At 71.1% G+C, this 23354-nt stretch carries 21 protein-coding genes; 12 read left to right on the top strand and 9 right to left on the bottom strand.

Annotated features, from left to right (window positions below):
* The first annotated feature begins 38 nt into the window (after positions 1 to 38).
* Genes KDK95_RS05475 through KDK95_RS05460 form a run of 4 tightly spaced genes read left to right on the top strand, consistent with a single transcriptional unit; the run spans position 39 to position 3875 of the window.
* The gene (locus tag KDK95_RS05475; protein WP_212516903.1) at positions 39 to 1289 is read left to right on the top strand and encodes a molybdopterin-dependent oxidoreductase; all 1251 of its coding nucleotides are present in this window, start codon (positions 39 to 41) and stop codon (positions 1287 to 1289) included.
* The gene (locus KDK95_RS05470) at positions 1286 to 1945 is read left to right on the top strand and encodes a hypothetical protein (protein WP_212516902.1); all 660 of its coding nucleotides are present in this window, start codon (positions 1286 to 1288) and stop codon (positions 1943 to 1945) included. Before KDK95_RS05475 ends, KDK95_RS05470 begins: the two co-directional genes overlap by 4 nt.
* A complete protein-coding gene (locus tag KDK95_RS05465; protein WP_212516901.1) occupies positions 1942 to 2712 on the top strand; it encodes a response regulator in 771 nt (256 codons plus the stop codon). Before KDK95_RS05470 ends, KDK95_RS05465 begins: the two co-directional genes overlap by 4 nt.
* The gene (locus tag KDK95_RS05460; protein WP_212516900.1) at positions 2709 to 3875 is read left to right on the top strand and encodes a sensor histidine kinase; all 1167 of its coding nucleotides are present in this window, start codon (positions 2709 to 2711) and stop codon (positions 3873 to 3875) included. Before KDK95_RS05465 ends, KDK95_RS05460 begins: the two co-directional genes overlap by 4 nt.
* Before the next feature lie 51 nt (positions 3876 to 3926).
* Here the strand turns inward: KDK95_RS05460 and KDK95_RS05455 are convergent, their stop codons facing one another.
* A complete protein-coding gene (locus KDK95_RS05455) occupies positions 3927 to 5108 on the bottom strand; it encodes an NAD-dependent epimerase/dehydratase family protein (protein WP_212516899.1) in 1182 nt (393 codons plus the stop codon).
* 132 nt (positions 5109 to 5240) lie between these two features.
* Positions 5241 to 5636 carry a nuclear transport factor 2 family protein gene (locus KDK95_RS05450; RefSeq protein ID WP_212516898.1) on the bottom strand — a complete coding sequence of 132 codons (396 nt, stop codon included), beginning with the start codon at positions 5634 to 5636 and terminating at the stop codon, positions 5241 to 5243.
* A 128-nt stretch (positions 5637 to 5764) separates the two neighbouring features.
* Here KDK95_RS05450 and KDK95_RS05445 point away from each other — a divergent pair, with 128 nt between their 5' ends.
* Positions 5765 to 6313: a MerR family transcriptional regulator gene (locus KDK95_RS05445; RefSeq protein WP_212516897.1), complete on the top strand. Its 549-nt coding sequence runs from the start codon at positions 5765 to 5767 to the stop codon at positions 6311 to 6313.
* Here KDK95_RS05445 and KDK95_RS05440 read toward each other — a convergent pair.
* Positions 6304 to 7296, bottom strand: a complete 993-nt coding sequence (locus tag KDK95_RS05440; protein WP_212516896.1) for an aldo/keto reductase — start codon at positions 7294 to 7296, stop codon at positions 6304 to 6306. The two genes, KDK95_RS05445 and KDK95_RS05440, sit on opposite strands and share 10 nt — an antisense overlap.
* A 133-nt stretch (positions 7297 to 7429) precedes the next feature.
* Here KDK95_RS05440 and KDK95_RS05435 point away from each other — a divergent pair, with 133 nt between their 5' ends.
* The 3 genes from KDK95_RS05435 to KDK95_RS05425 all read left to right on the top strand — a co-directional run bounded on the left by KDK95_RS05435 (position 7430) and on the right by KDK95_RS05425 (position 14023).
* Positions 7430 to 11950 carry a hypothetical protein gene (locus KDK95_RS05435; protein ID WP_212516895.1) on the top strand — a complete coding sequence of 1507 codons (4521 nt, stop codon included), beginning with the start codon at positions 7430 to 7432 and terminating at the stop codon, positions 11948 to 11950.
* Positions 11947 to 12435: a hypothetical protein gene (locus KDK95_RS05430; RefSeq protein WP_212516894.1), complete on the top strand. Its 489-nt coding sequence runs from the start codon at positions 11947 to 11949 to the stop codon at positions 12433 to 12435. The genes KDK95_RS05435 and KDK95_RS05430 overlap by 4 nt, the downstream gene beginning before the upstream one ends.
* 274 nt (positions 12436 to 12709) lie before the next feature.
* Positions 12710 to 14023 (top strand): carbohydrate-binding protein, encoded by a 1314-nt coding sequence (locus tag KDK95_RS05425; protein WP_212516893.1) that lies wholly within the window; start codon positions 12710 to 12712, stop codon positions 14021 to 14023.
* 116 nt (positions 14024 to 14139) lie between these two features.
* Here the strand turns inward: KDK95_RS05425 and KDK95_RS05420 are convergent, their stop codons facing one another.
* From KDK95_RS05420 to KDK95_RS05410, 3 genes are all read right to left on the bottom strand, one after another.
* Positions 14140 to 14985: a GH12 family glycosyl hydrolase domain-containing protein gene (locus KDK95_RS05420; protein WP_212516892.1), complete on the bottom strand. Its 846-nt coding sequence runs from the start codon at positions 14983 to 14985 to the stop codon at positions 14140 to 14142.
* A gap of 207 nt (positions 14986 to 15192) precedes the next feature.
* A complete protein-coding gene (locus tag KDK95_RS05415; protein ID WP_212516891.1) occupies positions 15193 to 15573 on the bottom strand; it encodes a hypothetical protein in 381 nt (126 codons plus the stop codon).
* 144 nt (positions 15574 to 15717) lie between these two features.
* Positions 15718 to 16446: a hypothetical protein gene (locus KDK95_RS05410; protein WP_212516890.1), complete on the bottom strand. Its 729-nt coding sequence runs from the start codon at positions 16444 to 16446 to the stop codon at positions 15718 to 15720.
* Positions 16447 to 16687: 241 nt separating this feature from the next.
* On the opposite strand from KDK95_RS05410, the gene KDK95_RS05405 reads away from it, so the two are divergent.
* Complete coding sequence (locus tag KDK95_RS05405) at positions 16688 to 17440, top strand: AfsR/SARP family transcriptional regulator (RefSeq protein ID WP_212516889.1); 753 nt, start codon at positions 16688 to 16690, stop codon at positions 17438 to 17440.
* A gap of 32 nt (positions 17441 to 17472) precedes the next feature.
* On the opposite strand, the gene KDK95_RS05400 is transcribed toward KDK95_RS05405, so the two are convergent.
* Complete coding sequence (locus KDK95_RS05400; RefSeq protein WP_212516888.1) at positions 17473 to 18813, bottom strand: helix-turn-helix domain-containing protein; 1341 nt, start codon at positions 18811 to 18813, stop codon at positions 17473 to 17475.
* Between the two features lie 192 nt (positions 18814 to 19005).
* Here KDK95_RS05400 and KDK95_RS05395 point away from each other — a divergent pair, with 192 nt between their 5' ends.
* From KDK95_RS05395 to KDK95_RS05385, 3 genes are read left to right on the top strand one after another with little or no spacing between them, the layout of a single operon-like run.
* Positions 19006 to 19452: a hypothetical protein gene (locus KDK95_RS05395; protein WP_212516887.1), complete on the top strand. Its 447-nt coding sequence runs from the start codon at positions 19006 to 19008 to the stop codon at positions 19450 to 19452.
* Positions 19453 to 19471: 19 nt separating this feature from the next.
* Positions 19472 to 19912 (top strand): hypothetical protein, encoded by a 441-nt coding sequence (locus tag KDK95_RS05390; RefSeq protein ID WP_212516886.1) that lies wholly within the window; start codon positions 19472 to 19474, stop codon positions 19910 to 19912.
* An 18-nt stretch (positions 19913 to 19930) separates the two neighbouring features.
* Positions 19931 to 20383 carry a hypothetical protein gene (locus tag KDK95_RS05385; RefSeq protein WP_212516885.1) on the top strand — a complete coding sequence of 151 codons (453 nt, stop codon included), beginning with the start codon at positions 19931 to 19933 and terminating at the stop codon, positions 20381 to 20383.
* 117 nt (positions 20384 to 20500) lie between these two features.
* Here the strand turns inward: KDK95_RS05385 and KDK95_RS05380 are convergent, their stop codons facing one another.
* Both KDK95_RS05380 and KDK95_RS05375 read right to left on the bottom strand, forming a co-directional pair.
* On the bottom strand, positions 20501 to 21802 hold the full coding sequence (locus KDK95_RS05380) for an ATP-grasp domain-containing protein (protein WP_212516884.1): 1302 nt from the start codon (positions 21800 to 21802) through the stop codon (positions 20501 to 20503).
* A gap of 37 nt (positions 21803 to 21839) precedes the next feature.
* The gene (locus KDK95_RS05375; RefSeq protein WP_212516883.1) at positions 21840 to 23231 is read right to left on the bottom strand and encodes an MFS transporter; all 1392 of its coding nucleotides are present in this window, start codon (positions 23229 to 23231) and stop codon (positions 21840 to 21842) included.
* Between the last annotated feature and the right edge of the window lie 123 nt (positions 23232 to 23354).

The following is a 23354-nucleotide window of genomic DNA, read 5'->3' as shown; positions in this document are numbered from 1 at the left end:
GACGCCACCGCGGGCCGCAAACAGGCTTCGATGGGAACATGGCTTTCCCGACTCCGCCGAAGTGGCTGCGGCGCGGCCCGCTGCGCGCGGGCGCGTTCCGGCCCGACCTGCACGACGAGCGCACCGCGTCCCTCATCGGCACGGCCCTCGGCATCGCGTTCGTGATCTGCTTCGTCACCGGCCTGATCAGCCACGAGCTGCAGCAGCAGCGTCCGCCGACCTGGCTGCCGCTGCCGACCCACCCCGTGTGGTTCTACCGGTTCACCCAGGGCCTGCACGTCGCCACCGGCCTCGCCTGCGTCCCGCTGCTGCTGGCGAAGCTGTGGACGGTCTACCCGCGGCTGTTCGCCTGGCCGCCGGTCACCTCGATCCTGCACGCGCTGGAACGGCTCTCGATCCTCGTCCTGGTCGCGGGCGCGATCTTCGAGCTGGTCACCGGCATCCAGAACATCGCCCAGTGGTACCCGTGGCACTTCCCGTTCGTCCCGGCGCACCACTGGGTCGCCTGGATCACGGTCGGCGCCCTGCTGCTGCACCTCGCGGTCAAGGCCCCGGCGATCGCCCGCGGGCTGCGGAACCGGCCGGCGCCGGGCGCGGTGGACGGCGGCGAAGGCGGGCAGGCCACGGCCGGGCCGGACGCGGCCGTCGCCGCCGGCGCGGACCTCGAACCGGCGGCCGCGACCGCCCAGCCCGGCGGCGTCAGCCGCCGGGTGCTGATCGGCTCGACGGCCCTCGCCGTGCTCGCCGTCACCGCCACGACGATCGGCCAGTCGGTCACATCCCTCCGCTTCCTCGACCTCCTCGGCGTACGGAGCCCGCACGACGGCCCCCAGGGCGTGCCGATCAACCGCACCGCGTCGCAGGCCGGAGTCCTGCAACGGGCGGTCGACCCCGGCTGGGCGCTCGAGGTGGACGGGCCGCGCCCCTACCGGCTCACCCTCGCCGAGCTCAACGCGCTGCCGCAGTACCGCGAGCGGCTGCCGATCGCCTGCGTCGAGGGCTGGTCCGTCGACGCCGACTGGGAAGGGGTCCGGCTGCGCGACCTGCTCGCGCGGGCCGGCTTCCCGGAAGGCTCGTGGGTCCGCGTGATCTCGCTCGAAAAGGGCGGCTACGGGTCGAGCGTGATGCAGCGCGAGTACGCGAGCGACCCGGCGACCCTGCTCGCGCTCCGCCTGAACGGCGAGGTCCTGAGCATCGACCACGGCTACCCGGCCCGCATCATCGCACCCGCCCGACCAGGCGTGCTGCAGACCAAGTGGGTCACCCGGCTGGAGTTGATCCCGGCATGACGACGGCGAAGAGGTTGCGCATCGGGCTCGGCGCGCTCGGCGTCGCGACGCTCGGCTACGGCGTGTACGGCCTGTTCGAGGAGAGCGGGATCCGCGATGAGACGGCGGTCGGCGAGTGGCTGATCGGCGGCGTGATCTGGCATGACTTCCTGCTGGCGCCCGTCGTCTTCGCCCTGGGTGCGATCGCCTACCGGTTCACCGACGCCCGATGGCGCGGAAGGCTTGCGGCCGTGCTGCTGATCGGCGGATCGTTGACCCTGATCAGCATTCCGGCTCTACTCAGGCAGGGACTGAACCGAAACACGACGGTGCTGCCGCTGGACTACGCCAGGAACCTCGGCGTGCTCCTGGCCGTGCTGGTGGCGCTCGTCGCGGCGTACGCCGGCGTCGTCAGGTTCTGGCGCAGTCTCAGGCCCGTTGTGGTTGAGGATGGAGAAGAGGAAGCGGGCGGCGAACGGAAAGATCATCAAGGAGCAGGCGAGGAAGAAGCAGCGGGCGGCGAAATTGAAGTTGACGAGGTAGTCCAGGACGAAGCAGCCGAGCAAGCAGCAGCCGAGCAAGCAGCAGTCAAGCAGGCAGCAGTCCGGGAAGAAGCAGTCCCGGAAGCAGCAGTCCCGGAAGAAGCAGTCGAGCAAGAGGAGGCTCAGGACACGTGATCCCCGCAGCACGCGAGACGGCCGCGGACGTCCTGGTCGTCGACGACGATCCGACCGTCGCCGAGGTCGTCGCGGCCTACCTGCACCGGACCGGGCACGAGGTGCGGCTGGTGAACGACGGGCCCGCCGCGGTCGCCGCCGCCCGCACCCGCCTGCCCGACCTCGTCGTCCTCGACCTGATGCTGCCCGGCTACGACGGCTTCGAGGTCTTCCGCCGCATCCGCCAGCTCGGCCCGGTCTGCGTGATCATGCTGACGGCCCGGGCGAGCGAGCAGGACCGGATCCTCGGCCTCGAGCTCGGCGCGGACGACTACGTGACCAAGCCGTTCAGCCCGCGCGAACTCGCGCTGCGGGTGCGATCCGTGCTGCGCCGCACCGACCGTCCGCCGCTGCAGCCCGCCGAGACGGCAGACCTGCTCAGGCACGGCCCGCTCGAAGTCGACCTCGCCCGGCACGAGGCGCGCTGCGGCGGACGCCTGCTCAACCTCACCGTCCGCGAGTTCGACCTGCTCGCGTTCCTCCTCGCCCACCCGCGTCAGGTCTACACTCGGGCGGACCTGATGCACCAGGTGTGGGGCTGGGAGTACGGAGACCAGTCCACCGTCACCGTCCACGTGCGGCGCCTGCGCGAGAAGATCGAGGCCGATCCGGCGCTCCCGCGCTACCTCGTCACCGTCTGGGGCGTCGGCTACCGCCTCGACGATCCCGAGCACGCCGCCGAAGCCGAGGCCCGTGACAACCCATCGCAGCCTGGAGACCACGCGTGAGCGATACGATCCAAATCATCCTGATCGGCGGCGGTTGCGCCGTCGCCGTCGGCTGTATCGGGCTGCTGACACTCAGGCTGCTGCGCGGCCGGCCCCTCTGGCTGAAGCTGTTCGCCTTCGCCATGACCGTGGTGTGCGCGATGGCCGCGGGTGTCCTGGCGGCCGCGCAGGAGATGTTCCTGGACCAGCACGACTTCGGGGTCATGCTCATCGTCTGCGCCGCATCGGGTGTGGTCGCGCTGACGATGGCGGTACTCCTCGCCCACACTGTCGGCCAGGACAGCCGGGCCCTGCGCACCGCGCTGCTCCACCTCGGGACGGACGAACCGGGCGCCGAGGCGTCGCCGGACAACGCGTCTCCCCGGCACGCCCGCGGCGTGCTGTCCACCGGCGCGCTCTCGACCGGCGAACTCGACGCGCTACGCCGCGAACTCACCCAGACCGCGCAACGCCTCGCCGAATCGCGCGAGCGCGAACGCGCCATGGAGCGCTCGCGCCGTGAACTGGTCGCCTGGGTGTCCCACGACCTGCGCACGCCGCTGGCCGGCCTGCGCGCGATGGCCGAGGCGCTCGAAGACGAAGTGGCCGAGGACCCGGCGACCTACCACACCCGGATCCGGCAGTCCGTGGACCGGCTGACCGGCATGGTCGACGACCTGTTCGAGCTCTCCCGCATCCACGCCGGCGCCCTGCGCCTGAGCCTCGAGCACATCCCGCTGTCCGAACTCGTCGACGAAGCCGTGGTCAGCGCCGACGCACTGGCCCGCGCCCGCGGCGTGCGCCTGTCCGCCGACGTGCGCACCGGCCGCAGCGTGTGCGTGGACGTCGGCGAGGTCTCCCGGGCCCTGACGAACCTGGTGGCCAACGCGATCCGCCACACCCCGAGCGACGGCGCCGTGCGCGTCGAGGCCGCGGACCACGACGGCTACGCGTTCCTCGCGATCACCGACGCGTGCGGCGGCATCCCGGTCGACGACCTGGACCGCGTCTTCGACGTCGCCTGGCGCGGCACGAAGGCGCGCACCCCGGAGCCGCAGGCCGGCGCGGGCCTCGGACTCGCGATCGTCCGCGGCATCGTCGAGGCGCACGCGGGAGAGGTGGACGTGCACAACGTCGGCCGCGGCTGCCGCTTCGAAGTGCGCCTGCCGATCCCGGCGGTGTAGCGGCACCGGGATCGGCGGGGGCGGCCGCGCCGCATTCGTCGGCCGACGGCCTCAGGCTGCTGCGGGTGCGGGTGCGGGTGTAGTTGCTGCTTCGTTCGCCGTCGCGGTTGCGGCCGCGGTGGCGTTCGCGTTCGCGGTGGGGGTTGCGTTCGCGGCCGCGCCCGCCCCCGGCTTGTCGTCGTCGGCGGCGAACTCTGCCAGCCCTTGCGCGAACTCGACCCGCGGCCGCCATCCGAGTTCCGTGCGCAGCCGGGCGCTGTCCGCCGTCACGTGCCGCACGTCGCCGAGCCGGAACTCGCCGGTCACCACCGGCTCCGGCCCGTCGAGCGCCGCCGCGAGCCCGCGAGCCAGCTCGCCGACCGTGCGCACCGTGCCGCTCCCGACGTTGAACGCGCGGCCGGAGCCGGCGACCGCCGCCGGGCTGCCGGTCCACAGCGCGGCGGCGAGGTTCGCGCTCGCCACGTCGCGCACGTGCACGAAGTCACGCCGCTGGCCGCCGTCCTCGAACACCCGGGGCGCGCGGCCGGCCGCCAGCGCCGAGCGGAAGATCGCCGCGACACCGGCGTAGGGCGTGTCGCGGGGCATCCGCGGCCCGAAGACGTTGTGGTACCGCAGCATCGCCACCGTCCCACCGGCCGCGCGCGCCCACGACGTCGCCAGGTACTCCTGCGCCGCCTTCGTCGCCGCGTACACGTTGCGCGGATCCAGTCGCGCATCCTCCCCGACCAGCCCGGCCGCCAGCGCCAGCCCGCATCGCGGACACGGCGGCTCGAACAGCCCCGCCTCGAGATCGGCCGTGACCCGCGGCCCGGGCGCGACCGCGCCGTGCGCCGGGCACTCGTAGCGCCCCTCGCCGTAGACGACCATGGACGAGGCGAGCACCAGCCGCCCGACGCCCTCGGCGGCCATCGCCGCGAGCAGAACCGCCGTGCCCAGGTCGTTGCACCCCGCGTAGTCCGGCGCGTCGTTCAGATCGAGCCCGAGCCCGACCATGGCCGCCTGATGGCAGACGACATCGACCCCCGCCAACGCCCGCCGCACGGCCGCCGCGTCCCGCACATCCGCGCGAACCAGCTCGACGCCGTCCGGGATCCGCGCCCGGGCCGCCTCCGGATCCGGATGCACCGCCGGCAGCAGCACATCGAACCCGACCACCTCGTGGCCCGCGGCCGCGAACGCCTCGACCGCATGCGATCCGATGAACCCGGCTGCGCCGGTGACCAGCACCTTCATGATGGAAGCTCCTCGCGACCTCAGTGGACTGCCGAGGTCGAACCTAAACCGCCACCACGCCCCCCAGGCCGCCGACCAGCCATCCGTCACGAGCTCGTAAGAACTCCGAACGGCGGCGGTCGAGCCGCCGGCCTACGCCCAGAACTCGTCGGCGACGTCCAGGTCCTCCTCGCACTGGTCCAGGTCGCTGACCTTCTCGCCGACGATGCGGAAGACGATCCCGCCCATCGTGTCCAGCTTCTTGCCGCCGCGCTCGGCGGTGACGTGGTGCACCGACATGACGTGGCCGCGTCCGTCCGCGAACAGGTGCTTGAGCTCGATGCGGAAGGTGCCGTTGGTCTCGGCGGCGAGCTGCCCGTAGTAGGACAGGACCGCGTCCAGGCCCTTGAAGTCGCCCGACATGCTGGAGGTGCCGGGAACGTGCTGCGTGACGTCTCCGGTCATGAGCCCGGAGAGCGCCTCCATGTCTCCGCGGGAGAAGGCCTCGTAGCCCTTGCGGACCAGTGCGGCGTGCGGGTGCTCAGCCATGGAAATCATCCCTTTCACGTGCTTTGCGAGCACCTTCCAGGATGCCACCGGGCCGAGGATCCAACCACCGCGCGCGGCCGCCGGAATCATCGGTGACCCGAGGCCGCCCCGGATGGCATGCTCGGGGCATGAGCCCTTCGACGTACTCACCCGGGCAGATCGTCGAGCTGACCGGATTCAGCCTCGACACGTTGCGGTACTACGAGCGCATCGGCCTGATCGAGCCGGTGCGGCGGGCCGTCGGCGGGCAGCGGCGGTACACGCAGGACGACGTGGAGTGGCTCGACGTCCTGCGCTGCCTGCGCGGCACCGGGATGCCGATCGCCCGGATGAAGGAGTTCACCGACCAGGTCAGAGCCGGTGACCACACGATCGCGGACCGGCTGGCGCTGCTGGAGGAGCACGACCGCGCCGTCGCCCGCCAGCTGGCGCAGCTCGAGCAGCAGCGCGCCAAGGTCCGGGAGAAGATCACCTACTACCGCGGCGCGGCGGCAGCGCAGCGGGCTTGGGCGGATGCGGCGGGCGCGGCGGATGGAACGGACGTAACGGACGCGGCAGATGCTTTGGGTGCAGCCTCCGCGGCAGATGCGGTAGAAGCGGCAGATGCGGCAGATGCGGCGTATGTGGCGTCCGCGGCCGGAACCGCGGACGCCGCACCGCCGCACCGTCACCCCTGAGCCGGCCGGAGCACCTTCTCCACCTCGGCGAACTCCGCGGCGCCGAGCGGGCCGTGGGCGAGGGCGCCGACGATCTCCGCGACCTGGGCTTCGTTCCGGAATCCGGGGATCGGGACGAGGACCTCCGAGCGCGCCCAGAGCCAGGCCAGCGCCCCCTGAAGCAGCGTTCGTCCATTGCTCGCCAGGATCTCGCGCACCTCGTCGACCGCGGCCAGCCACTCCGGGGCGCCGCGCCCGTCCTTTCCGAAGTAGGTCATCCAGGCGTGGCCCTGGCTGCGCACGTCGCGCTCGCCGACGCTGCGGCCGTCGTGGTACTTGCCGGAGAGCAGGCCCATCGCCAGCGGGCCGCGGACGATCCCGCCGAGGCCGAGACTTTCACAGGTCTCGATCATTCCGGCGGCGTCGCGCAGTACTGACATGTCGAACTGCGCTGTCGCCGCGTGCGCACCCGCCTCGGCGAACGCCTCGGCACGCGCCGGGTCGTCGGTGCTCCAGCCGTACGCGCGCAGCTTGCCCTCCGCGACCAGGTCCTCGAGCGTCGGGATCATGTCGAGGGCCTGCTCGATCGGGAGGTCGCCGATGTGCAGCTGGTAGACGTCGATGTAGTCCGTGCCCAGCCGGCGCAGCGAGCCTTCGAGGCATTCGCGGATGTAGCCGACGCTGCCGTCCTCACCGAGGGCTTCCCGCTTCTCCTCGTCGAACGTGTAGCCCCACTTGCTCGCGATCACGACGCTGTCGCGGCGGTCGCGCACTGCGGTGCCGAGGACGACCTCGCTGTGTCCCGCCCCGTAGTTGCTCGACGTGTCGAAGAACGTCACTCCGTCCGCGATCCCCCGGTGGATCGCGCGCACGGACTCGGCGTCGTCGATCGCTCCCCAGCCGAATTCGGATCCTCCGCCGGCGAACGGTCCGCCGACCGCCCAGCAGCCGAGCCCGAGCGCGCTGACCTCGATGGCCGAATCCCGTCCCAGAAATCTCTCCATGCCGAACAACCCTGCCGCCTGGAGCGCACTCCAGGTCAAGCCCGCCGGCCCAGCGGAGCGCCAGAGGGCGTCCGGGGACGCCCATGACCTCGTTTGACCTTGTTCTGAAACACTCCGCACCCGCTGGACGTCTTTGGCAGCCGGTGGATGTAGTGTGCGCTCAGTGGAGGGAAGCGCGGACGGATTGGTGACGATGCAGCCTGAGCGATCCTTCGGCCGCAACTTCAGCCGTTTGGGGCGGCTGGAGAACCGGTGGGCGGCGGCGCTCGCGCAGACCGATTCGGCGCGGGCGCTCAAGCGCCTGCGCGCGGTCTATCGGCGCTTCGAACGTCAGCCCGGCAGAGCGGCCCACCTGTGGCTTCCGTTCCAGGACTCCGTGCTCGCCGCGCGTTTCGCCGATCTGCTGACCGATCACGACTTCGAGCGGCTGAGCGCCGTCGGCCGGCAGTCCGCGATCGCGGCGCGGACCAGTCTGACGGAGGCGTGGTCGCCGCTGATCGAGGCGTCGCTCGCCCGGCACAGCGCCGATGGCCGGCGGCGCGCTTACCAGCTGCTCACCGGCCTGTACTGGTCCTCCCTGCCCTCCGATGCCGAGCGCAGGCAAGCGGCGGCGGCCCTGGCCGGGTTCGAGGCGGTCGGCGAGGAGCAGCTCGCCGTGTACGCCGACGTGGCGGCGCAGTCGCGGCCGGTGCCGGAAGTCATGAAGCTGATCGACCGCATACTTCAGGTCGGCTTCAGCGACCGGGATGCGCGGCTGAGCCGAGCGTATTCGCTCGCGATGAAGCTCGGCGACCGGGTGCCGCGCACGGACGCGGTCTTCGCGGTCGCGATCGGCGAGCTGCTGCTGAAGCACCGGCCGCATCTGGCTCTGGACTTCTTCCAGACTGTGCGCCAGCAGAAGGCGTCGCACGCGGAGGCGCTGCGCGGGGTCGTCGCCGCTCACATGCACGCACGCGAATTCTCCGCCGCTGTCTCCGCGGCATCGGTGGCCACGTCCGTGAACCAGCGCTGCGCAGAGCTTCTCACGCTCTGTCGGCAGCTGGCCTGGCTCGACGCGCCGCAGAGCCTCACCGAGATCGAGGTGTCGGTCGATTCGCCCCCGTGGAGCGCGGCACAGCTGACCGAGATCGCACCCGGACGCGACGCCGGCCCCTGGCTGGAGTACGCGATCGGCCGTTCGCATCTGCTGGACGGCAAGGCGGATCAGGCGCGTCGTTTCCTCGCGCCCCTGCCGGCCCGCGGTCTGGCGGATGCCGACGTGGTCTACCACCTGGCCTGGGCCAACCTTCTCTGTCAGGATGCTGAATCGATCCGGAAGGCATTCGCCGCCGCCGCGGGTCAGCCCGGGAGCTGGGCAATCGGCTGCGTGCTGCAGGATGCCGAACCGGGTCAGGCCAAACTCGCACACGCTCCGTTCGTGCCCGCCTCGCTCCAAGCCGTGGCGGTGGCGCGCGAGGCGCTGGCCGCGCAGGGCGCGGCCGCGTCGCCGGTGGATCTGACGACGCTGAGGCCGGGTGACGTGACCCGCCCCGACCTGTTCGAGGCACTGCGCACGGCACTCGGTGTGGCGGTCGCCCGGGACGACGATCCCGCGCTCGGCTCACTGATCCGCCAGCCGCTCTTCTCCCGCCTGCCGGCCGCCGAACGCCTGCTGTGGATGGGCCTCGCCGTTCGCTCCGTCGATCCCGATCGTGCCAGGCGGGCGCTGCGTCGCTCGCTCGCACTCGGCAGGAAGCGCGCCGCACTGATCCTCGCGGTGGACGCGCTCGACGACGGCCGGCCGGCCGACGCCCGCGAGTTGTTGAACGGCGTGCCCGGGCCAAAGGCCGCGCTGGCTCTCGCCTGGACCGATGCTCGGACCGGTGCACTTGCGCAGGCGGTCGAACGCTTCGAGGATCTGGCTCAACGCGGCTCCGCCCACGCCGAATACGCGCTCGGGCTGCTGGCCCTCCGAGACGCGGCCGGTGCGTGGTCGCGCGAGCGGGCCGGGCGCGCGAAGTCCCGTGCGGAGCAGGCGGTCAAAGCCCTGGCCCGCGCGTCACGGCGTGCGCCCTACCGCTTCGAGACCACGTCGCTCGCCCGCGCGGCCGGTCTGCTCGCGACTACGACCCCTGATGGGGACGGCGCCCTGCCCTGGCAGGAGTTCGCAGCACAGCCGTGGACGGCGCGGCAACTCGGCTTCGGCGAACTGGTGCTCACTCCCGAGGCGACGGATTCGCCGCTGCTCCAGTCGATCTCCCGCTGGGCGGTTCAGCCGCGCTCGGTGCTAAGGGAATGCCCGCCGGAGTACGTGGCGCTGGCTGACGCCCTCGTCCGCGTCGCCCTGCTGACTACGGACACTGCGATATGCGAGCAGGTGGCGAGACTGCTCGCGGGCCTCGCCGAACGCGTTCCGTCGCCCGAGATCCGAACCGCCGCACGACGTGCCGCCGCGTGCGCCGATCTGCGCGTGGGCGACGAGACCTTCGAGGCATCCAGCGACCCGCTGATCGCGCTGGCCGCTACGCACGCGGTTCTCGGCGGGGACTACGGCACCGCCGGCGATCCGGATGCGGATCGGGCCGAGGCAGTCCGACTTCTGCGATCCGCCACGGATCAGAGTTCTCATCAACGAGCCGACGCCCGACCGGAGTACGCGGCCCTTGCCGCCCTGCTCGGCGATGCGTTGGGCCACGGCCGTCTGCCGAGCCCGCTTCCGCTCGACCTGCCCGCCCGCGCCGAGTCCGCGCTCGCGCTGGCCGCGACGATGGGTGCCGGCGCGGATGAGGAAGCCGCCGCGCACGTGCTGCTGCGTGCGCTGCGCACGGCCGACGTGAACGACCTCGTCGACCTCGAGCGCGCGCTCGCGGTGCTGTCGATACACGTCGCCAGGCAGAGCGGCGATAAGCGGACCGGCTTCGCCGCCGCGCTGGCGCCGACGATCCTGCGTGCCGCCGAGAACGCCGGCGAACCGGGCGGGCTGGACAACCACCCCGTGGCGCGTTTCGCCACCGTCGTCGGGGAGTTCGAGGCCGCGGACAAGCTGTGGCTGCGCGCACTGGACGACGCGGACGCCGACTTCATCCGGCTCCCGCTGCTGCGCACGGAGTACGGCCGGTTCCTCAACCACCGCGCGGTCCTCGCCCACCTCGGCGGTCGGCGGGACCGGTTGCTCGAGTACCTGCGAACGGCCGCTCCGTACATACCGGAGCCCGCCGAGCGCATACTCCGGCAACTGGAAGCCGACGAGCGCGTCCAGAAGCTGCTCAGTACCCTGTTTCCGGGATCGCCCATCCTCGGCCGGCAGCGGCCCGGCAGGTATTCCAGCTTTGACACGCTGATCGCATCGAATCCCGATCTGCGGGCGGCGATCGACGCGGGCCCGGGTGAGCAGATCACCGGCCAGTGGAAGCTCGCCGTCGCCGGCCGGGCCGGAGGCGGCGACGGCGGCATCGAGCTCTGGCACACCGCCGCGGTGCTGAGCCGTGAGAACGCACTCGCCCAAGCCCCGAAGGCGGCGTCGGCCGTGCAGGCCGGAATATCCGCGACGGCACTGTGGATGCTGCTGCTCGCGGAACCGAAGCTGTCAGGTCTGTTCGAGGACCGGCCGCACGCGGCGGAAGCCGACGCCCTGCTTCGCACCCACCTGGTCGACGAACTCCTCGTGAGCCAGAAGGCGCGGCTGACCGAGTCGCTGGCACAGAAGGATCTTCACGCGGTACGTGCGCACATGTACTGCCTCGACAACGTGCGGCAGGGGACCGCGGCGACCAGGCGCCTTGCCGCGAGCGCCTTCACGGAAGTCGCCGCACACATCGGGACCGACGCGGGTTTCGTCCCGATCAGTGAGCGTGCCGAGGCGTTGCTGGTGGAGTGGGGGGCCGAGCGCATCGCCGCCGGCCGACTCCGTCTCAGCGAACGTGCACCGTCCAAGCGGCGCGCCCGCGCGGTCGTCGCCGACTACGGCGCGGCGATCGAAGAGGTCGAAATCGTCGCCCAGCTCGGGTTGCGTCTCAACGACGTCCTCCGCGTCGCGCTGGAATGGCACACCGGTTGGCTGCGGACCACCCACGGCACGCAGGACAAGCGGGTGGGGGAGCACGTCATCCGGTCCGCGACGCGGTTCGTCGACATCCTCGCGCCGATGTACACACCGGGGGACAGCCACGTGCCCGAGGTCAGGGCGCTCGCAGAGCACTACATCGAGCGCGGGGTGTTCAACCTCGATGCCGCTCCGGATGACAGCATCCGCATGCTGGAGCACGCGCAGATCTGGGACCCGGTCGCCGAACGCGTGCCCGACCTGCTCTGGGACGCCTACATGGCATGCCTCGAAGTCGCCAGGAAGCACCTGGACCGCGGCTCGCTGCCCGACGCCGAAGTGATCATGGGACTCGTCCCGGACGGTTGGCGCATGCTCTCGACCGAGCTCAACAATCGGGGCGTCGCGAAGATGAGCCGGGTGTACGACACCGTCATAAGCTTCCACCGCAGGCGCATCGAGCTCACCCCGGCGCAGCGCGCCAACTTCGTGCCGGAGCTGCTCGACGCGGAGCGGCTGCTGCTGGAGGCGGGCCGCCTCGATCCGACCGAGACGGGGATCGGCGAGAACCTCGAACAGGTCAGGGAGCTTATGAAGTACGTGAGCCCGGGACCGGGAGGAGCGTACCGGTGACCGCATGGCTGAATCCGTTCCACGTGCTCGGCGTGTCCGTGGACGCCTCGCGCGAGGAGATCATCGCCCGAGCCGCCGAACTCGCGCGCACCTGCGGCGGCGATGAGGAGCGCACGCTCGTCGCGTGGGCCGAGCACGAGCTGACGACCGACCCGATACTGCGTGCCCGGTATGAGCGCACCGAGCCGCGTGGCACGGATTACGGCCGCCAGCAGCGCTTCGAGGACTTCGTCCGCGAATACGCGCCCAACCCGGTCACGGCCGCGCGTCTCACCGGTGACGAGGCAGGCCGGCCGGGCGCGGGCGACGGCGACGGTTCACGGCTGCGGGCCGCGGACGTCGACCTGCCGGCCGCCGTGCGGATCCTCATCCGTGAGGCGGCCGACGCCGGACTCGACGCCCTCGACCCGCTGTTCCAGACCCTGCCCGCGACCGACGACGACGGCGTCTCCCGGCTGGAGATCCGCGACGTGCTGTTCGGCTGAACCCGTGCCGGGCGCGCCGGCGGCTCAGGAGAGTTGATGGGCGCCGCCCGGGGGAGTCGAGGGGCGGCGACGTGGCCATCCGGCCCTCGGAAAACGTTTCCGCCGGGCCGCCGCGGCCGCGCGCTGTGCCCGTCCCGAAAAATTGGTCTGCACCAATCTTCGAATTGGTCTTGACCAATCGGTTCCGTCGCGCGTACAAAAAGGTCACCGCGCCGACCCACTGGCGCGGCGAGGTGCGCACATCCCACTGCCCCTCTCCCCCTTTGGAGGGTTCATGCGCTTCGGAAAGCGGATGCTCAAGACGGCACTGATGACCAGTTCGGCGGCCGGTCTGCTCGCCGGCGGATCGATACTCGCGGTGGCGGCCTCGGCGCCCGCCGCGCAGGCGGCCACCACGTGCGCCGCGGCGTGGAGCTCCACCGCCGTCTACACGGCCGGGAACCAGGCCAGCGAGAACGGGATCAACTACACCGCCAACTGGTGGACCCAGGGCAACGACCCGGCGACCAACAACGGCGGCAGCGGCTCCGGACAGCCGTGGACGTCCAACGGCGCGTGTACCGGCGGCACCTCGACCGGCGGCACGTCGACCGGCGGCAGCGGAACCGGGACGGGCTCCGGCGGCACCGGAACGGGTTCGACGAGCGGCCTGCTCTTCAGCCCGTACAAGGACGTCACCATCAACATGAACTGGAACACCTACCAGATGCAGTCGGCCGTCGAAGGGTCCGCCATCCCGGTGGTCGGCTCCGGCAGCCTGGTGTCGCAGTACATTCCGAAGCTGCCCGCGCTCACGGTCGCGTTCGCCACCGGCACCTGCGGCAGCGAGACCTGGGGCGGCGCCTCGGGTGCCACCTGGGCCGCGGAGAACGTGCCCCAGCTCCAGGCCGCGAATCTGAACTACGTCATCTCGACCGGCGGCGCGGCAGGCACCTTCACCTGCGCCTCGACGTCCGGCATGGAGTCCTTCATCGCCCGGTACGCCAGCCCCAACCTCGTCGGCGTCGACTTCGACATCGAAGGCGGCCAGAGCGCGTCCGACATCCAGAACCTGGTCGCCGCCGCCGCGGGCGCGCAGGCCGAGTACCCGAAGCTGCAGTTCTCCTTCACGCTCGCCACGCTGGGCGCGTCCGACGGCAGCTACGGCGGCGTGAACTCGCTCGGCAACGAGGTCGTCCAGGCGGTGCTCGGCTCCGGCCTGAGCAACTACGTCATCAACCTGATGACCATGGACTACGGCAACGCGTCCAGCAGCGTGTGCGTCGTGTCCAACGGCAGCTGCGAGATGGCGCTGTCGGCGGAGCAGGCGGTGACGAACCTCGAGCACACCTACGGCATCCCGGCAAGCAAGATCGCCGTCACGCCGATGATCGGCATGAACGACGCCACCAGCGAGGTCTTCACAGCGGCCGACGTGGACACGCTCTCGTCGTACGCCGTCAGCAACGGCCTGGCCGGCCTGCACTTCTGGTCACTGGACCGCGACACCCCCTGCTCGGACACGTACGCGTCCCCGACCTGCAACTCCGTCTCCAGCACAACCGCGCTGGAGTACACCAACAAGTTCCTGACCGACCTCGGGGACTGACGACGCAGTAACCGACAGCGGGCCGCGCACGAACCACCGTGCGCGGCCCGTTCTTTTCGTCCTCGGCCCGTCTTCACGTCCTCGGCTCCGGGGCCTCGACGTGGACGGCCTCTTGCTCAGGAAGTACCAATGGCGGCTGAGTACTCGTTCATCGTGAAGTCCTTCTCGACGTCGCCCGTCCCGGTGATCTCCCACCCGTACTGGATGCTCGAGAGCACCGGGTTCGAGAAGTAGCCGGCCTTCTCCAGGTACTTCAGCAGGCTGAGAAGGTCGACGGTGCCCGAATTCTCGTTGCCCTCGCGGACGAACGAATAGGTCGGGTTGTGCCCGTTGTTCCCGACGAACAGGGTCCAGGTGCTGCCGCCGAGCGTGACGGTGCCGACGGGTTGGCCCAGCGGCTGAACGCCGCCGCTCTCGTACGTCCAGGCCATGACCTCGATGCCGGTGCCGTCGAGCCAGAGGTCGTACGCTGATTCCCAGCTGCCGCCGACGGGGTTGGTCTCGTTGAAGCTGCTGGTGACGGACGTGAGCGAGTCGAGCGAGGTGTGGAGGTTCACGCCGATGTTCGCGTACGACTTCACGTCGGGGGTGTCGGGCTGAGTGGCGTGGATCCCCCAGTTCTGCGAGGAGTTCACCCACAGCGTCTGGGTGTTGTAGCCGGTGCCCCATTCGTCGTTGGACATCGCGTACCCGCCCGTCTGGAACTGCGCAAACCGCTGGGAGGACTCGAAGAGGTGGCCGTCCGCGGTCAGCGGGGGAGCGGTCGGGAAGGCCGGCGGTGCCGAGGTCGTCGCCGAACCCGCCGAAACCACGCTGGTGCAGGAAGTCGCGTCGAGAGCGAAGGTCGAAGGAGATGCGGGGAGGGAAACGGCGTACGTCCCATGGCACCCGTGCACGGTCGGGGCGGGCTGGATGAGTCCGAGCACAGCGCCACCCGTCGCGGCGAGCACCACAGCACTCATGGCAGCCGCCGGCCTCCACGCGCCGGCGGCTCCGCGGCCACGGACAACACGCTTAAAGGGGCCTGACATCTCGTGCCTCTCCATCACCCAGGCCGCTGAATGGCACACGGCACGCGACGTCGTGACCGGGGCGATCGCCGGAGTCACACTGCCGCACGCGGCAGCGGCGCGCAATGTTACTCGGCGAAGCTGATACCGGACTGAGCGTCAGCCCGCAGCGTGGAACGGCGAGAGCGCGATCTTGATCATGAGCCGGACCAGCTTGAACACCACCCGCACGGTGAACCGGAGAACCTGCCAGAGTACGTAGCCGAGAGTGCGTCCCGGCTTGACCGGGGCGTACGCCTGCCGATCAGCTTCCGCAGGCGGGTCCTCCTGCCGCCGCACCTTCGTCGCCGGCTTCGGTTGCTTGGGTTCCCTCGGCGGTTTCTGCGGCTTCGCCGGCTTCGCTACCTTCGCCTGCACCGGAGGAGCGACGTCGGGTTTGACGCGTAGTGCCTGCTGCGAGCCTTGACCGCGAGCCGCCCGGCGAGAACGCCGGTCAGCCGCCGCGCCTGGACCCGGGCCGACGGCGTCCTCGATCGTCACCGGCGGCAGCGCACTCGGCGGCGTCGCCGGCCGGACCTTGTACGACGGGCGACCCAGCTCTTCGGACACCCGAGCCCTCCTTGAGCCGATCGATGGATCCATCAGGAAATGTACCCGCTTCCTCACCCGATCCGCGCGAAGAGCCTACGGGTAGGTGGCTGTCACGTCTCCGGCGCTCCCGTCTTTCCGGTTTTCGTTGGTGATCACGATAAATGTCGTGACGCTGAACGGAGCGCCGGGGGCGACGTCGTCGGGGAGTTGAAGGCAGTAGCCGCTCAGGTTCGAGCCGGTCATCGGTGTGACCGTTCCGACGACCGCGCCGTGGTTGATTTCTACGTACGGGGCCGCGCCGGTGGTGTATCCGCAGGTGATGAGTTCCGGCGGGTTCAGGCCGTCGTCGGAGAGTTCGCCGACGATCCGCATCTGGGCGGTGGTGACCGAACGCGGGGCGTCGCACATGGTTTGGGCGGGCTCGCTCTGGTGGACGAACGCAAAGCAGAATCCGGCGTCCTGGGTCACCCAGGCGACGCGCCAGGTGTTCGGGGCGAACTCGCCGTCGACTACGGTCAGGCCGGCCGCGTTCGGGCGTTGGGATGCGGGCAGGGTCTTCGCGAAGGAGGTCACCGCGCTCGGCAGCACGATCGGGCCCGGCTTCCGGATCGAGAGCACGCCGAGCGTGATCAGGACCCCGACGACGATGGTCGCCGGTATGGCAGCCGAGATGATCGTGATCCGGCGTTTGCGCTCGGCACGCCGGGCGGCTTCCTCAGCGGCCACTCGCTCCAGTTCGAGGATCCACTCCGGCGGAATCGCGTCCTGCGGATCTCCTCCCGCTGGGCCGTCCTCCTGATCGCCTGAGCTTTCCCAAGCCACTGCCGCCACCCCCTGCGCCCCCGGCACTCGGTTCGAAGTCCGGTGCCGTACCTCTACACGGTACTTCGCAGCGGCCCCTTATGCCGCAAAGGGTCAGGCGCTACGCCACGGAGTCTCGGCGCATTGCACTGAATTGATTGCACAGCAGGCCGCGGCGGTTGGTGTGCAACGGTCGGCGGGCTAGAACTGCTTCCTGAGGACGGCGAGAGGCGGCCGTTGGATGACTGGGGGAGTCGGATTCATGGAGTTCGGAGTGCTCGGGCCGTTGCTCGTCAGTGACGGGTCGTCGGTCCACGCGGTGAGTTCCGGGAAGCAACGGGCCCTGCTCGCGGCGCTGTTGCTGCGCGCGGGTTGGGTCGTGCGGGTGGAGCAGTTGGTGGAGACGCTGTGGGACGGACGTCCTCCGCAGAGTGCTGAGGTGACCCTGCGCAACTACGTGGTGAGACTCCGCAAGAGCATCGGTGCGGTCGGCGGGCGCATCCGCACGTCGTCGGGCGGCTATTTGTTCGAGGCCGCCGACGAGGAGATCGACGTGCGCAACTTCGATCGGCTCCGTGGGCGGGCGGAAGTGGCACTGCGGGACGGAGACGCCGAGTTGGCCGCGGGATTGCTCGATCGGGCGCTCGCGCTCTGGCGCGGTCCGGCGCTCGCTGACGTCGCCTCGGACGCCCTCCGGCGGGACCTGTGTCCGGCACTGGAGGAGCAGCGTCTGCACGTGGTCGAGCTCAAGCTGCAGGCCGACTGCGCGGCGGGCCGGTCGAAGGCGGCGATCCCCGAGCTGCTGCGACTGACCGCCGCGCACCCGTGGCGAGAGTCGTTGTGGGGGCAGCTGATGGTCGCCTACGTACGCAGCGGCCGCCAGGCAGAGGCACTGGCGGCCTATCGCAGTGTCCAGCGAATGCTCGCGGACGAGCTGGCCATCCGGCCGGGCGCCGAACTGTCGGCGCTCCATGAGCGGATCCTGGCCGGCGACCAGGTGCTCCAGAGTTGCTAGGCGCCCGTGTCGCTGGAGGAGTGGTACCCGGCCTAGGGGATCGCGCAGGCGGCAGTGGCTGCCTTGGCGAGTGTCGCTGCGGGGAGGAGAGCGGGCTTGGCCGTCGCCGGATTCGCGGGTACCACCTGGATGGCGTCCGTCACGTCGGTCGGCGCGTCTCCGGCCAGGCACGCGGCCGCGACGACGAGTGTGGCCGCGGTGCCCGGTGCCTGACCCGCCTTGCCGAACTGCCACGGCACGTTGAATCCGTCGCCGGTGGTCGACGAGCTCGGCGCGCCGATCTCATGCCAGTCCGGCGCGGTGCCGGGCGTGTCGTTCGGGGCGAAGTACGCGGCGTACCCGGTGATGCGCACGCCGCTGCCGTGCGCGCTGAGGATGGCCCAGCCGAGCACGTTCGGGTCGGCGACGATGCCGAGGGAGATCGACTTCGGTGCGGCGATGGAGCCGGGACACGTGTTCGGCCGCAGGCCGGCCGGAGGATTGCCGTGGATGACCGCCGAGGACACCAGATCGCCGCCTTCGATCTCGAACCAGCGCTCGTCGGGCAGCGGCTGCCCGACGTCGTTCCGGTCGAGCACGACCGCGCCGAGGCAGTAGCCGGTGAACTGCATCCAGCAGCTGGGCGGCAGGTTCCGCACCAGCCGCGCGGAGGTGCTCGGCCCGGTTCGGACGGCCGTCTGCGGGAGGTAGGTCTCGCCTTCGAAGGCCCCTGCCTCGGTGAACGCGGGGCAGGTGTGGTCGACGTCTGCGGTGCTCTTCGGTGCGGGGCCGTGGCCGGTCGTATTCGAGACCAGGACCGCCACCCCGGCTATGAGCACGAGGACGACGCCGACCGCCGCCCGCGCCGGCCACGAGCGCCACGAGGGCCGAGATCTCAACGACCGCCACGATCTCGGTGACCGGCTGCGACTGGGCGGCGGCGCGGGATCCGCGGGAGCGGCCGGCGCGGCAGGCTCGGCCACGGCCCCGTCCCCGTCCTCGCCGCCGTCCGCGGCCCCGGCCTCGACCGTGCCCTCCGCGTCGCCGCCGTCCGCGGCCTCGTCCTCCCCCTCTGTCTCGCCCTCACCGTGGCGCTCATCAGCGCCCTGCCCCACATCTACGGGTTCTGACAACAGGCGGTCGACCTGCCGCCAGCGCACCTCCCACTCGGCGGTATCGCCGCCGCAGGCGCCGACGTAGGCCAGGGTCACGTCCAGGCTGGGGAACCGGACGCCTCCCGCCGCCTCGCCGAGCGCCGTGGCGCCGAAGCCGGCCGACTGGGCGAGGGACCGGTAGGTGGGGTTCCCGGCCTTCTCGCGCAGCATCCGCAGGTCGTGGGCGAACTCCTGCAGGGGGCCCGCGGTCGGATCCACGGGCCGCGGTTTGCGGGCCATCTTGCTCCTCGTCTGGACGGGGGGCGCGTTTCGCTGCCTACCGGGTGGTCTCTTCATGTAATTCTAAGGGTTCTGCCTCGCCCCTTCCGGCCGGGCCCCGAAGGCGCCGCGCTACCGGCGCGCTACCGGGTTGCTACATCCGGGCCGCACCGTGGAAGTGGTTCAGTGCCCAGTCGAGGTGAGGGGGAGTGGATGAACGCGAGCAGGAGGCGGGTCACGCGTGCCGTGCTCTCGGCCGTGCTGGTCGCCGGGACGGCAGGGGGTCTCGGCGTGGTCGGCGCGGGGGGCGCGAGCGCGTCGTCGCCGTGCTCGGGGACGCTGGTGTGGGGGCCGACGCCGTTCTACGGCGAAGGCGCGTACTCGAACACGGTCGTCGCGTACGTGGACACGTACTGGGACGGTTCGTCCAATTGCGAGGTCGCCTACAAGAACGTGTTCGTCGGTCAGCCGACGCGGATGGACCTGACGATCTGGACGAACTACGGCAGCACCGACGACCCGGGTTACTGGAGCTACTACGCGGGTCCGGTGAGCGAGCCGGGGGCCGGCTCCTGCGTCTGGGAGGAAGTGGACATGTGGGATCCGAGCGGTCACGAGATCGCCCAGGAATACGACAACAGCCCGCATAGCTGCGGCTGACGATGGAGGGGAATCGACCATGAAGAGGTCCGGCAAGCGCGCCAAGGCACTGGCCCTGTTCGGCACGCTCGCGGCGGCGACCGCGGTCGTCGTCGGCGCGGGACCGGCGCAGGCCGCCAGTTCCGCCTCGTACGCCGCGTCGATCTGCGGCTCGGGCTACTCGCCCGACGCCGCGTACGGGCTCGGGGGCGGGACCATCTACGTGTCCTACAACGGCTCGACCGACTGCGCGGTGCTGATCAAGACCGCGTACGTCGGTACTCCGACGGACACCTGGGTCTACATCGCGCTGGACTCGAGCGGGACCGGTGGATACGGCGGGAACGACGGCCCGCGCGACGACGGGAGCTTCAGCTCGTACGCCGGACCGGTGTACGTGTACGCGCCGCACACCTGCATCGAGGTGGCCGGCGGCACGGTGGACGACGAGATCTGGGAATACCCCGTCCTCTGCGGCTAGACGAAAGGGCCACGTGACATGAACTCTCGAACCAGGCGCGTCATCACCACCGCCGCCGCCACGACCGCGGGCCTCGCGGGCGTGCTGTTCGCGGGCGCCGGTCCGGCGGCAGCCGCCTCCGCGTCCCAGGCGGCCGCGATCTGCGGCTCGGGCTACACGCCGCTGGGCTCGTACGGGGTGGGGCCGGCGAGTTCCCCGGTCTCGATCATCTACGTCTCGTATAACGCCGGCACCGACTGCGTCGTGGACATCAAGGTCGCCGACGTAGGCACGCCGACCGAGATGTACACCTACCTCAACGGTCCGAACGCCTCGTGGGGCGGCAACGCGGACGACGGTTCCGAGGACGTCGGGTCGTACAGCTACTACGCGGGGCCGGTCTACACCTACGCCCCGGGCGCGTGCATCTACTGGGGCGGCGGCTTCAACGCCACCTTCACCGACGACTACGGCCCGGGCTACTGCAACTGACCGGCGAATGACCGGCGAAATCGGTGACGCGGGTGGATGCCCCCGCGATCCCCACCACGGCGTCGTGCCCGGAGGTCTCGCTCCGGGCACGACGCTTCCCGCCGGTCAGGGGGCGAATCAGGTGTGATACATGCAGGTGGCCTCCAGCTCCCGCACCGCCGCGTGCGCCTCGTCGATCTGCTGGGCGCAGTCGCCGGACAGGTACAGGGTGGCGGGGCTGGAGAGCAGGTCGACGGTCCGGCGCACGGCCGTGCCGGGTGCCGGGGGGTGGACGAACCCTGCGACGCCGGGGATCTGCAGCAGCCGCTCGATCGCGGCCGCGTCGATCCGGCCGTTCGCCGGCGCCTGGAGGAAGAACTGCGTGACCGGCGCGTAGGCATACGGGGTGCGGGCGCGCAGCGCGTGCGCTTCGGGTGAGTCGAGGGCGGCCTGCACCGCGGCGTCCGTCTGGCTGGTCCCCGTCGCCGCGCGCATCAGCGGGACCGAGTCGCCGCCCTGCAGCCTGGCGCCGGTCTCGATCAGGACCGGGCCTCGGGCGGTCAGCATGACCTCGGAATGCGCCGGGCCGTGGACGATGCCCAGGGCGTCGAGGCACGCGCGCACGTAGTCGGCCAGGATCGGGACGAGTTCGTCGTCCGGGGGGAGCAGATCCATCCGGTCGTAGATCAGCCGGCCGTCGCCCAGGTCCGTTCGCCGGTCGTGCCAGACCTCGACGATGCGGTGGACGCCGTGCTGCGAGACCGAGTTGACCGCGAATTGGGTGCCGGTCAGGAACCGCTGCACGATCACGGCCTTGTTCGCCTGTCCGTACACGTCGGTCGTGCCCAGGATCTCCGCGGCGGCTTCGCGGACCGCTGCGATGTCGTGCGCGATGACGACGTGGTCGCTTCCGGCGCTGGCGGCCGGTTTGACCACCAGCGGCCAGCTGTCCAGTTCCTCGGCCGCCTTCCGGGCGCCGCCCTCGCTGTCGGCCAGGATCGTGCGGGCGTGCGGCAGGCCGGCCCACGCGAGTGCGCGAACCATGGCGAACTTGTCCCGCCGCGTCATCGACGTGGACGGATCGTTGCCCGGAACCCCGAGCCGGTAGGCGATCCGGTCGGCGAGCGGGACGCCGGACTCCGTGCCGGCGAGTACGTGGCGCACGTCCAGCTCCTTCAGGAACAGGGCCGCGTCCACCGTGTCCGTGCCGTCGGCGATGATCGCGGTGTACCGGTCGGGGCGCAGGCGCTCGCTCCGCCCGAGCGGCGGGGCCGAGCCCTGCACCGCCACGGCCTGGACGCCGCGGCGCCCGAAGGCCTCCGCGAGGTGCGCGCCGGTGCTGTAAGGATCGACGATCACCGCCCGGCCGAGGCGTTCCGCGGCGGACGCGCGGCGCGCTGCGGGCAAGGGCCGGCGCTGGATCAGAGCATGCGGATTCATGGGTTTACCTCAGGATTCTGTGGGATGAGGTCCGTGCTTAGGATTCAGTGGGTCGGGGTTCGGGTTCCGGGTGGACGCGACCGTTGCCCGCCACGGCGGGTACGAGCAGCCCGGCGACGGCCAGCAGCACCGCGGCGCCGGTCCAGCCGGATCCCGGCCGCAGCACCGTGCGGGCGAGCAGCGCCGGGCCCGCGGCCATGGCCAGTCCTTGACCGAGGGTGAATACGCCCTGGTAGACGCCGACGGCCGAGGCCGGGGCGAGCCGGTACGACAGCGTGATCGCCCCGATGACCTGGACGACCTCGGCCGCCGCCAAGGCCACGGCGCCGATCAGCACCAGCGCTGCGGCCGATCTGGCGCCGCGGCCCTGGGAAGCGGCCAGCGCGAGGCAGCCCGCCCCGGCCGCGATGCCGGATGCGGCCATCGCCCACGCCGCCCAGCGGGTGCTCGAGATGCGGCGGCTGGCGATCGGCTGGACGGCCACGACGAGGACGGTGGAGATCAGCGCTGCGACCCCGACCACGATGCGCGGTGCGCGGGTGTGGTCGACCACCCACAGCGGCAGCGCGAATTCGGTGATCATGAATTGCAGGCTCGTGAGCCCGTAAAGCCCGGTGAGCGCGAGAAAGCGCGTATCGCGCAACGGACCCGCCGCACGTCGCCCGCGAATCTGGCGCTCGGCGTCGTCGTCTCCGTCGGAACCGGCGATCGGCCGCCGCGCGCGGACGAAGACGCCCCCGACCGCGGCCGTGCCGAACGCCGCGCCCGCGCCGAGCAGCACGAACACGTACGCCGCCGCGGTCCCGCGCGCCGCCGCGCCGCCGATGGCCGGCGTGGCCAGCGCGTAGCCCAGGTTCCCGGCCCGGTAGAGCGAGGCGTTGAGCCGAGCCGGATCGTCGGCGTCGACGAACGCGGCCAGCGCTCCGCGCGAGGTATACGCACTTTGACACGCCGCCGAGTAGAGGCAGGCGACGGCGAGCGCCTCCGGCACGGTCCGCACGGCTAGAAAGCCGAATGCGGCCACGGCCATCGCCGCCAGCGCGGCGGCGAACACGGGCTTCGGCCCGAACCGGTCGCACACCCGCCCCGCCGGGACGGCCGCGAGCAGCCCGAGCAGCCCCGCGCTCGTCATGCACCCGCCGACCGCCCCGACCGAGAGCCGGACCGGCCCGGTGAGATAAAGCAGCGCCCCCGTCCCCGCGAGTCCCTGCCCCAGGTAGAAGGCCAGGCAGACTCCGGCCAGCAGTCGAGCGCGCCCCCGCGCGGCCGGCCGCCGCCCCGCGAGCGACGCCCACGATCGGGAGAGAGGTGCGCGAAGCGTCTCCGTGCCGAACGTCGCCGGCTCCGGCTCCGGCTCCGATCCCGTAAGCGCGGCCGGAGGCCGCCGCTCTGTCCGCGTATCGGTTTCCGTGCCGGTGTCACCCCTCATGCGAAGCCCACTAATTCGAACACATGTTCTAAGAAAGTCACCCGGCCAGTCTCGTCCTCGAGGTCGCCGCGCGCAAGGGAATTCGCCGAATTTGCCGATTTTCCAGCGGATATGCAGCTCAGA

This window comes from Actinospica acidithermotolerans, assembly GCF_018139625.1.
GTDB classification, from domain to species: Bacteria; Actinomycetota; Actinomycetes; order Streptomycetales; family Catenulisporaceae; genus Actinospica; species Actinospica acidithermotolerans.
This window is presented reverse-complemented; position numbering and strand designations above follow the sequence as displayed.

Excerpts from the sequence above, each read along its gene's own strand:
- KDK95_RS05455 (WP_212516899.1), bottom strand. The coding sequence starts at position 5,108 with ATGAAGGTGCTGGTCACCGGCGCAGCCGGGTTCATCGGATCGCATGCG.
- KDK95_RS05400 (WP_212516888.1), bottom strand. The coding sequence starts at position 18,813 with ATGGCCCGCAAACCGCGGCCCGTGGATCCGACCGCGGGCCCCCTGCAG.
- KDK95_RS05375 (WP_212516883.1), bottom strand. The coding sequence starts at position 23,231 with ATGAGGGGTGACACCGGCACGGAAACCGATACGCGGACAGAGCGGCGG.
- KDK95_RS05385 (WP_212516885.1), top strand. The coding sequence starts at position 19,931 with ATGAACTCTCGAACCAGGCGCGTCATCACCACCGCCGCCGCCACGACC.
- KDK95_RS05395 (WP_212516887.1), top strand. The coding sequence starts at position 19,006 with ATGAACGCGAGCAGGAGGCGGGTCACGCGTGCCGTGCTCTCGGCCGTG.
- KDK95_RS05440 (WP_212516896.1), bottom strand. The coding sequence starts at position 7,296 with ATGGAGAGATTTCTGGGACGGGATTCGGCCATCGAGGTCAGCGCGCTC.
- KDK95_RS05390 (WP_212516886.1), top strand. The coding sequence starts at position 19,472 with ATGAAGAGGTCCGGCAAGCGCGCCAAGGCACTGGCCCTGTTCGGCACG.
- KDK95_RS05420 (WP_212516892.1), bottom strand. The coding sequence starts at position 14,985 with ATGAGTGCTGTGGTGCTCGCCGCGACGGGTGGCGCTGTGCTCGGACTC.
- KDK95_RS05445 (WP_212516897.1), top strand. The coding sequence starts at position 5,765 with ATGAGCCCTTCGACGTACTCACCCGGGCAGATCGTCGAGCTGACCGGA.
- KDK95_RS05380 (WP_212516884.1), bottom strand. The coding sequence starts at position 21,802 with ATGAATCCGCATGCTCTGATCCAGCGCCGGCCCTTGCCCGCAGCGCGC.
- KDK95_RS05425 (WP_212516893.1), top strand. The coding sequence starts at position 12,710 with ATGCGCTTCGGAAAGCGGATGCTCAAGACGGCACTGATGACCAGTTCG.
- KDK95_RS05470 (WP_212516902.1), top strand. The coding sequence starts at position 1,286 with ATGACGACGGCGAAGAGGTTGCGCATCGGGCTCGGCGCGCTCGGCGTC.
- KDK95_RS05450 (WP_212516898.1), bottom strand. The coding sequence starts at position 5,636 with ATGGCTGAGCACCCGCACGCCGCACTGGTCCGCAAGGGCTACGAGGCC.
- KDK95_RS05475 (WP_212516903.1), top strand. The coding sequence starts at position 39 with ATGGCTTTCCCGACTCCGCCGAAGTGGCTGCGGCGCGGCCCGCTGCGC.
- KDK95_RS05405 (WP_212516889.1), top strand. The coding sequence starts at position 16,688 with ATGGAGTTCGGAGTGCTCGGGCCGTTGCTCGTCAGTGACGGGTCGTCG.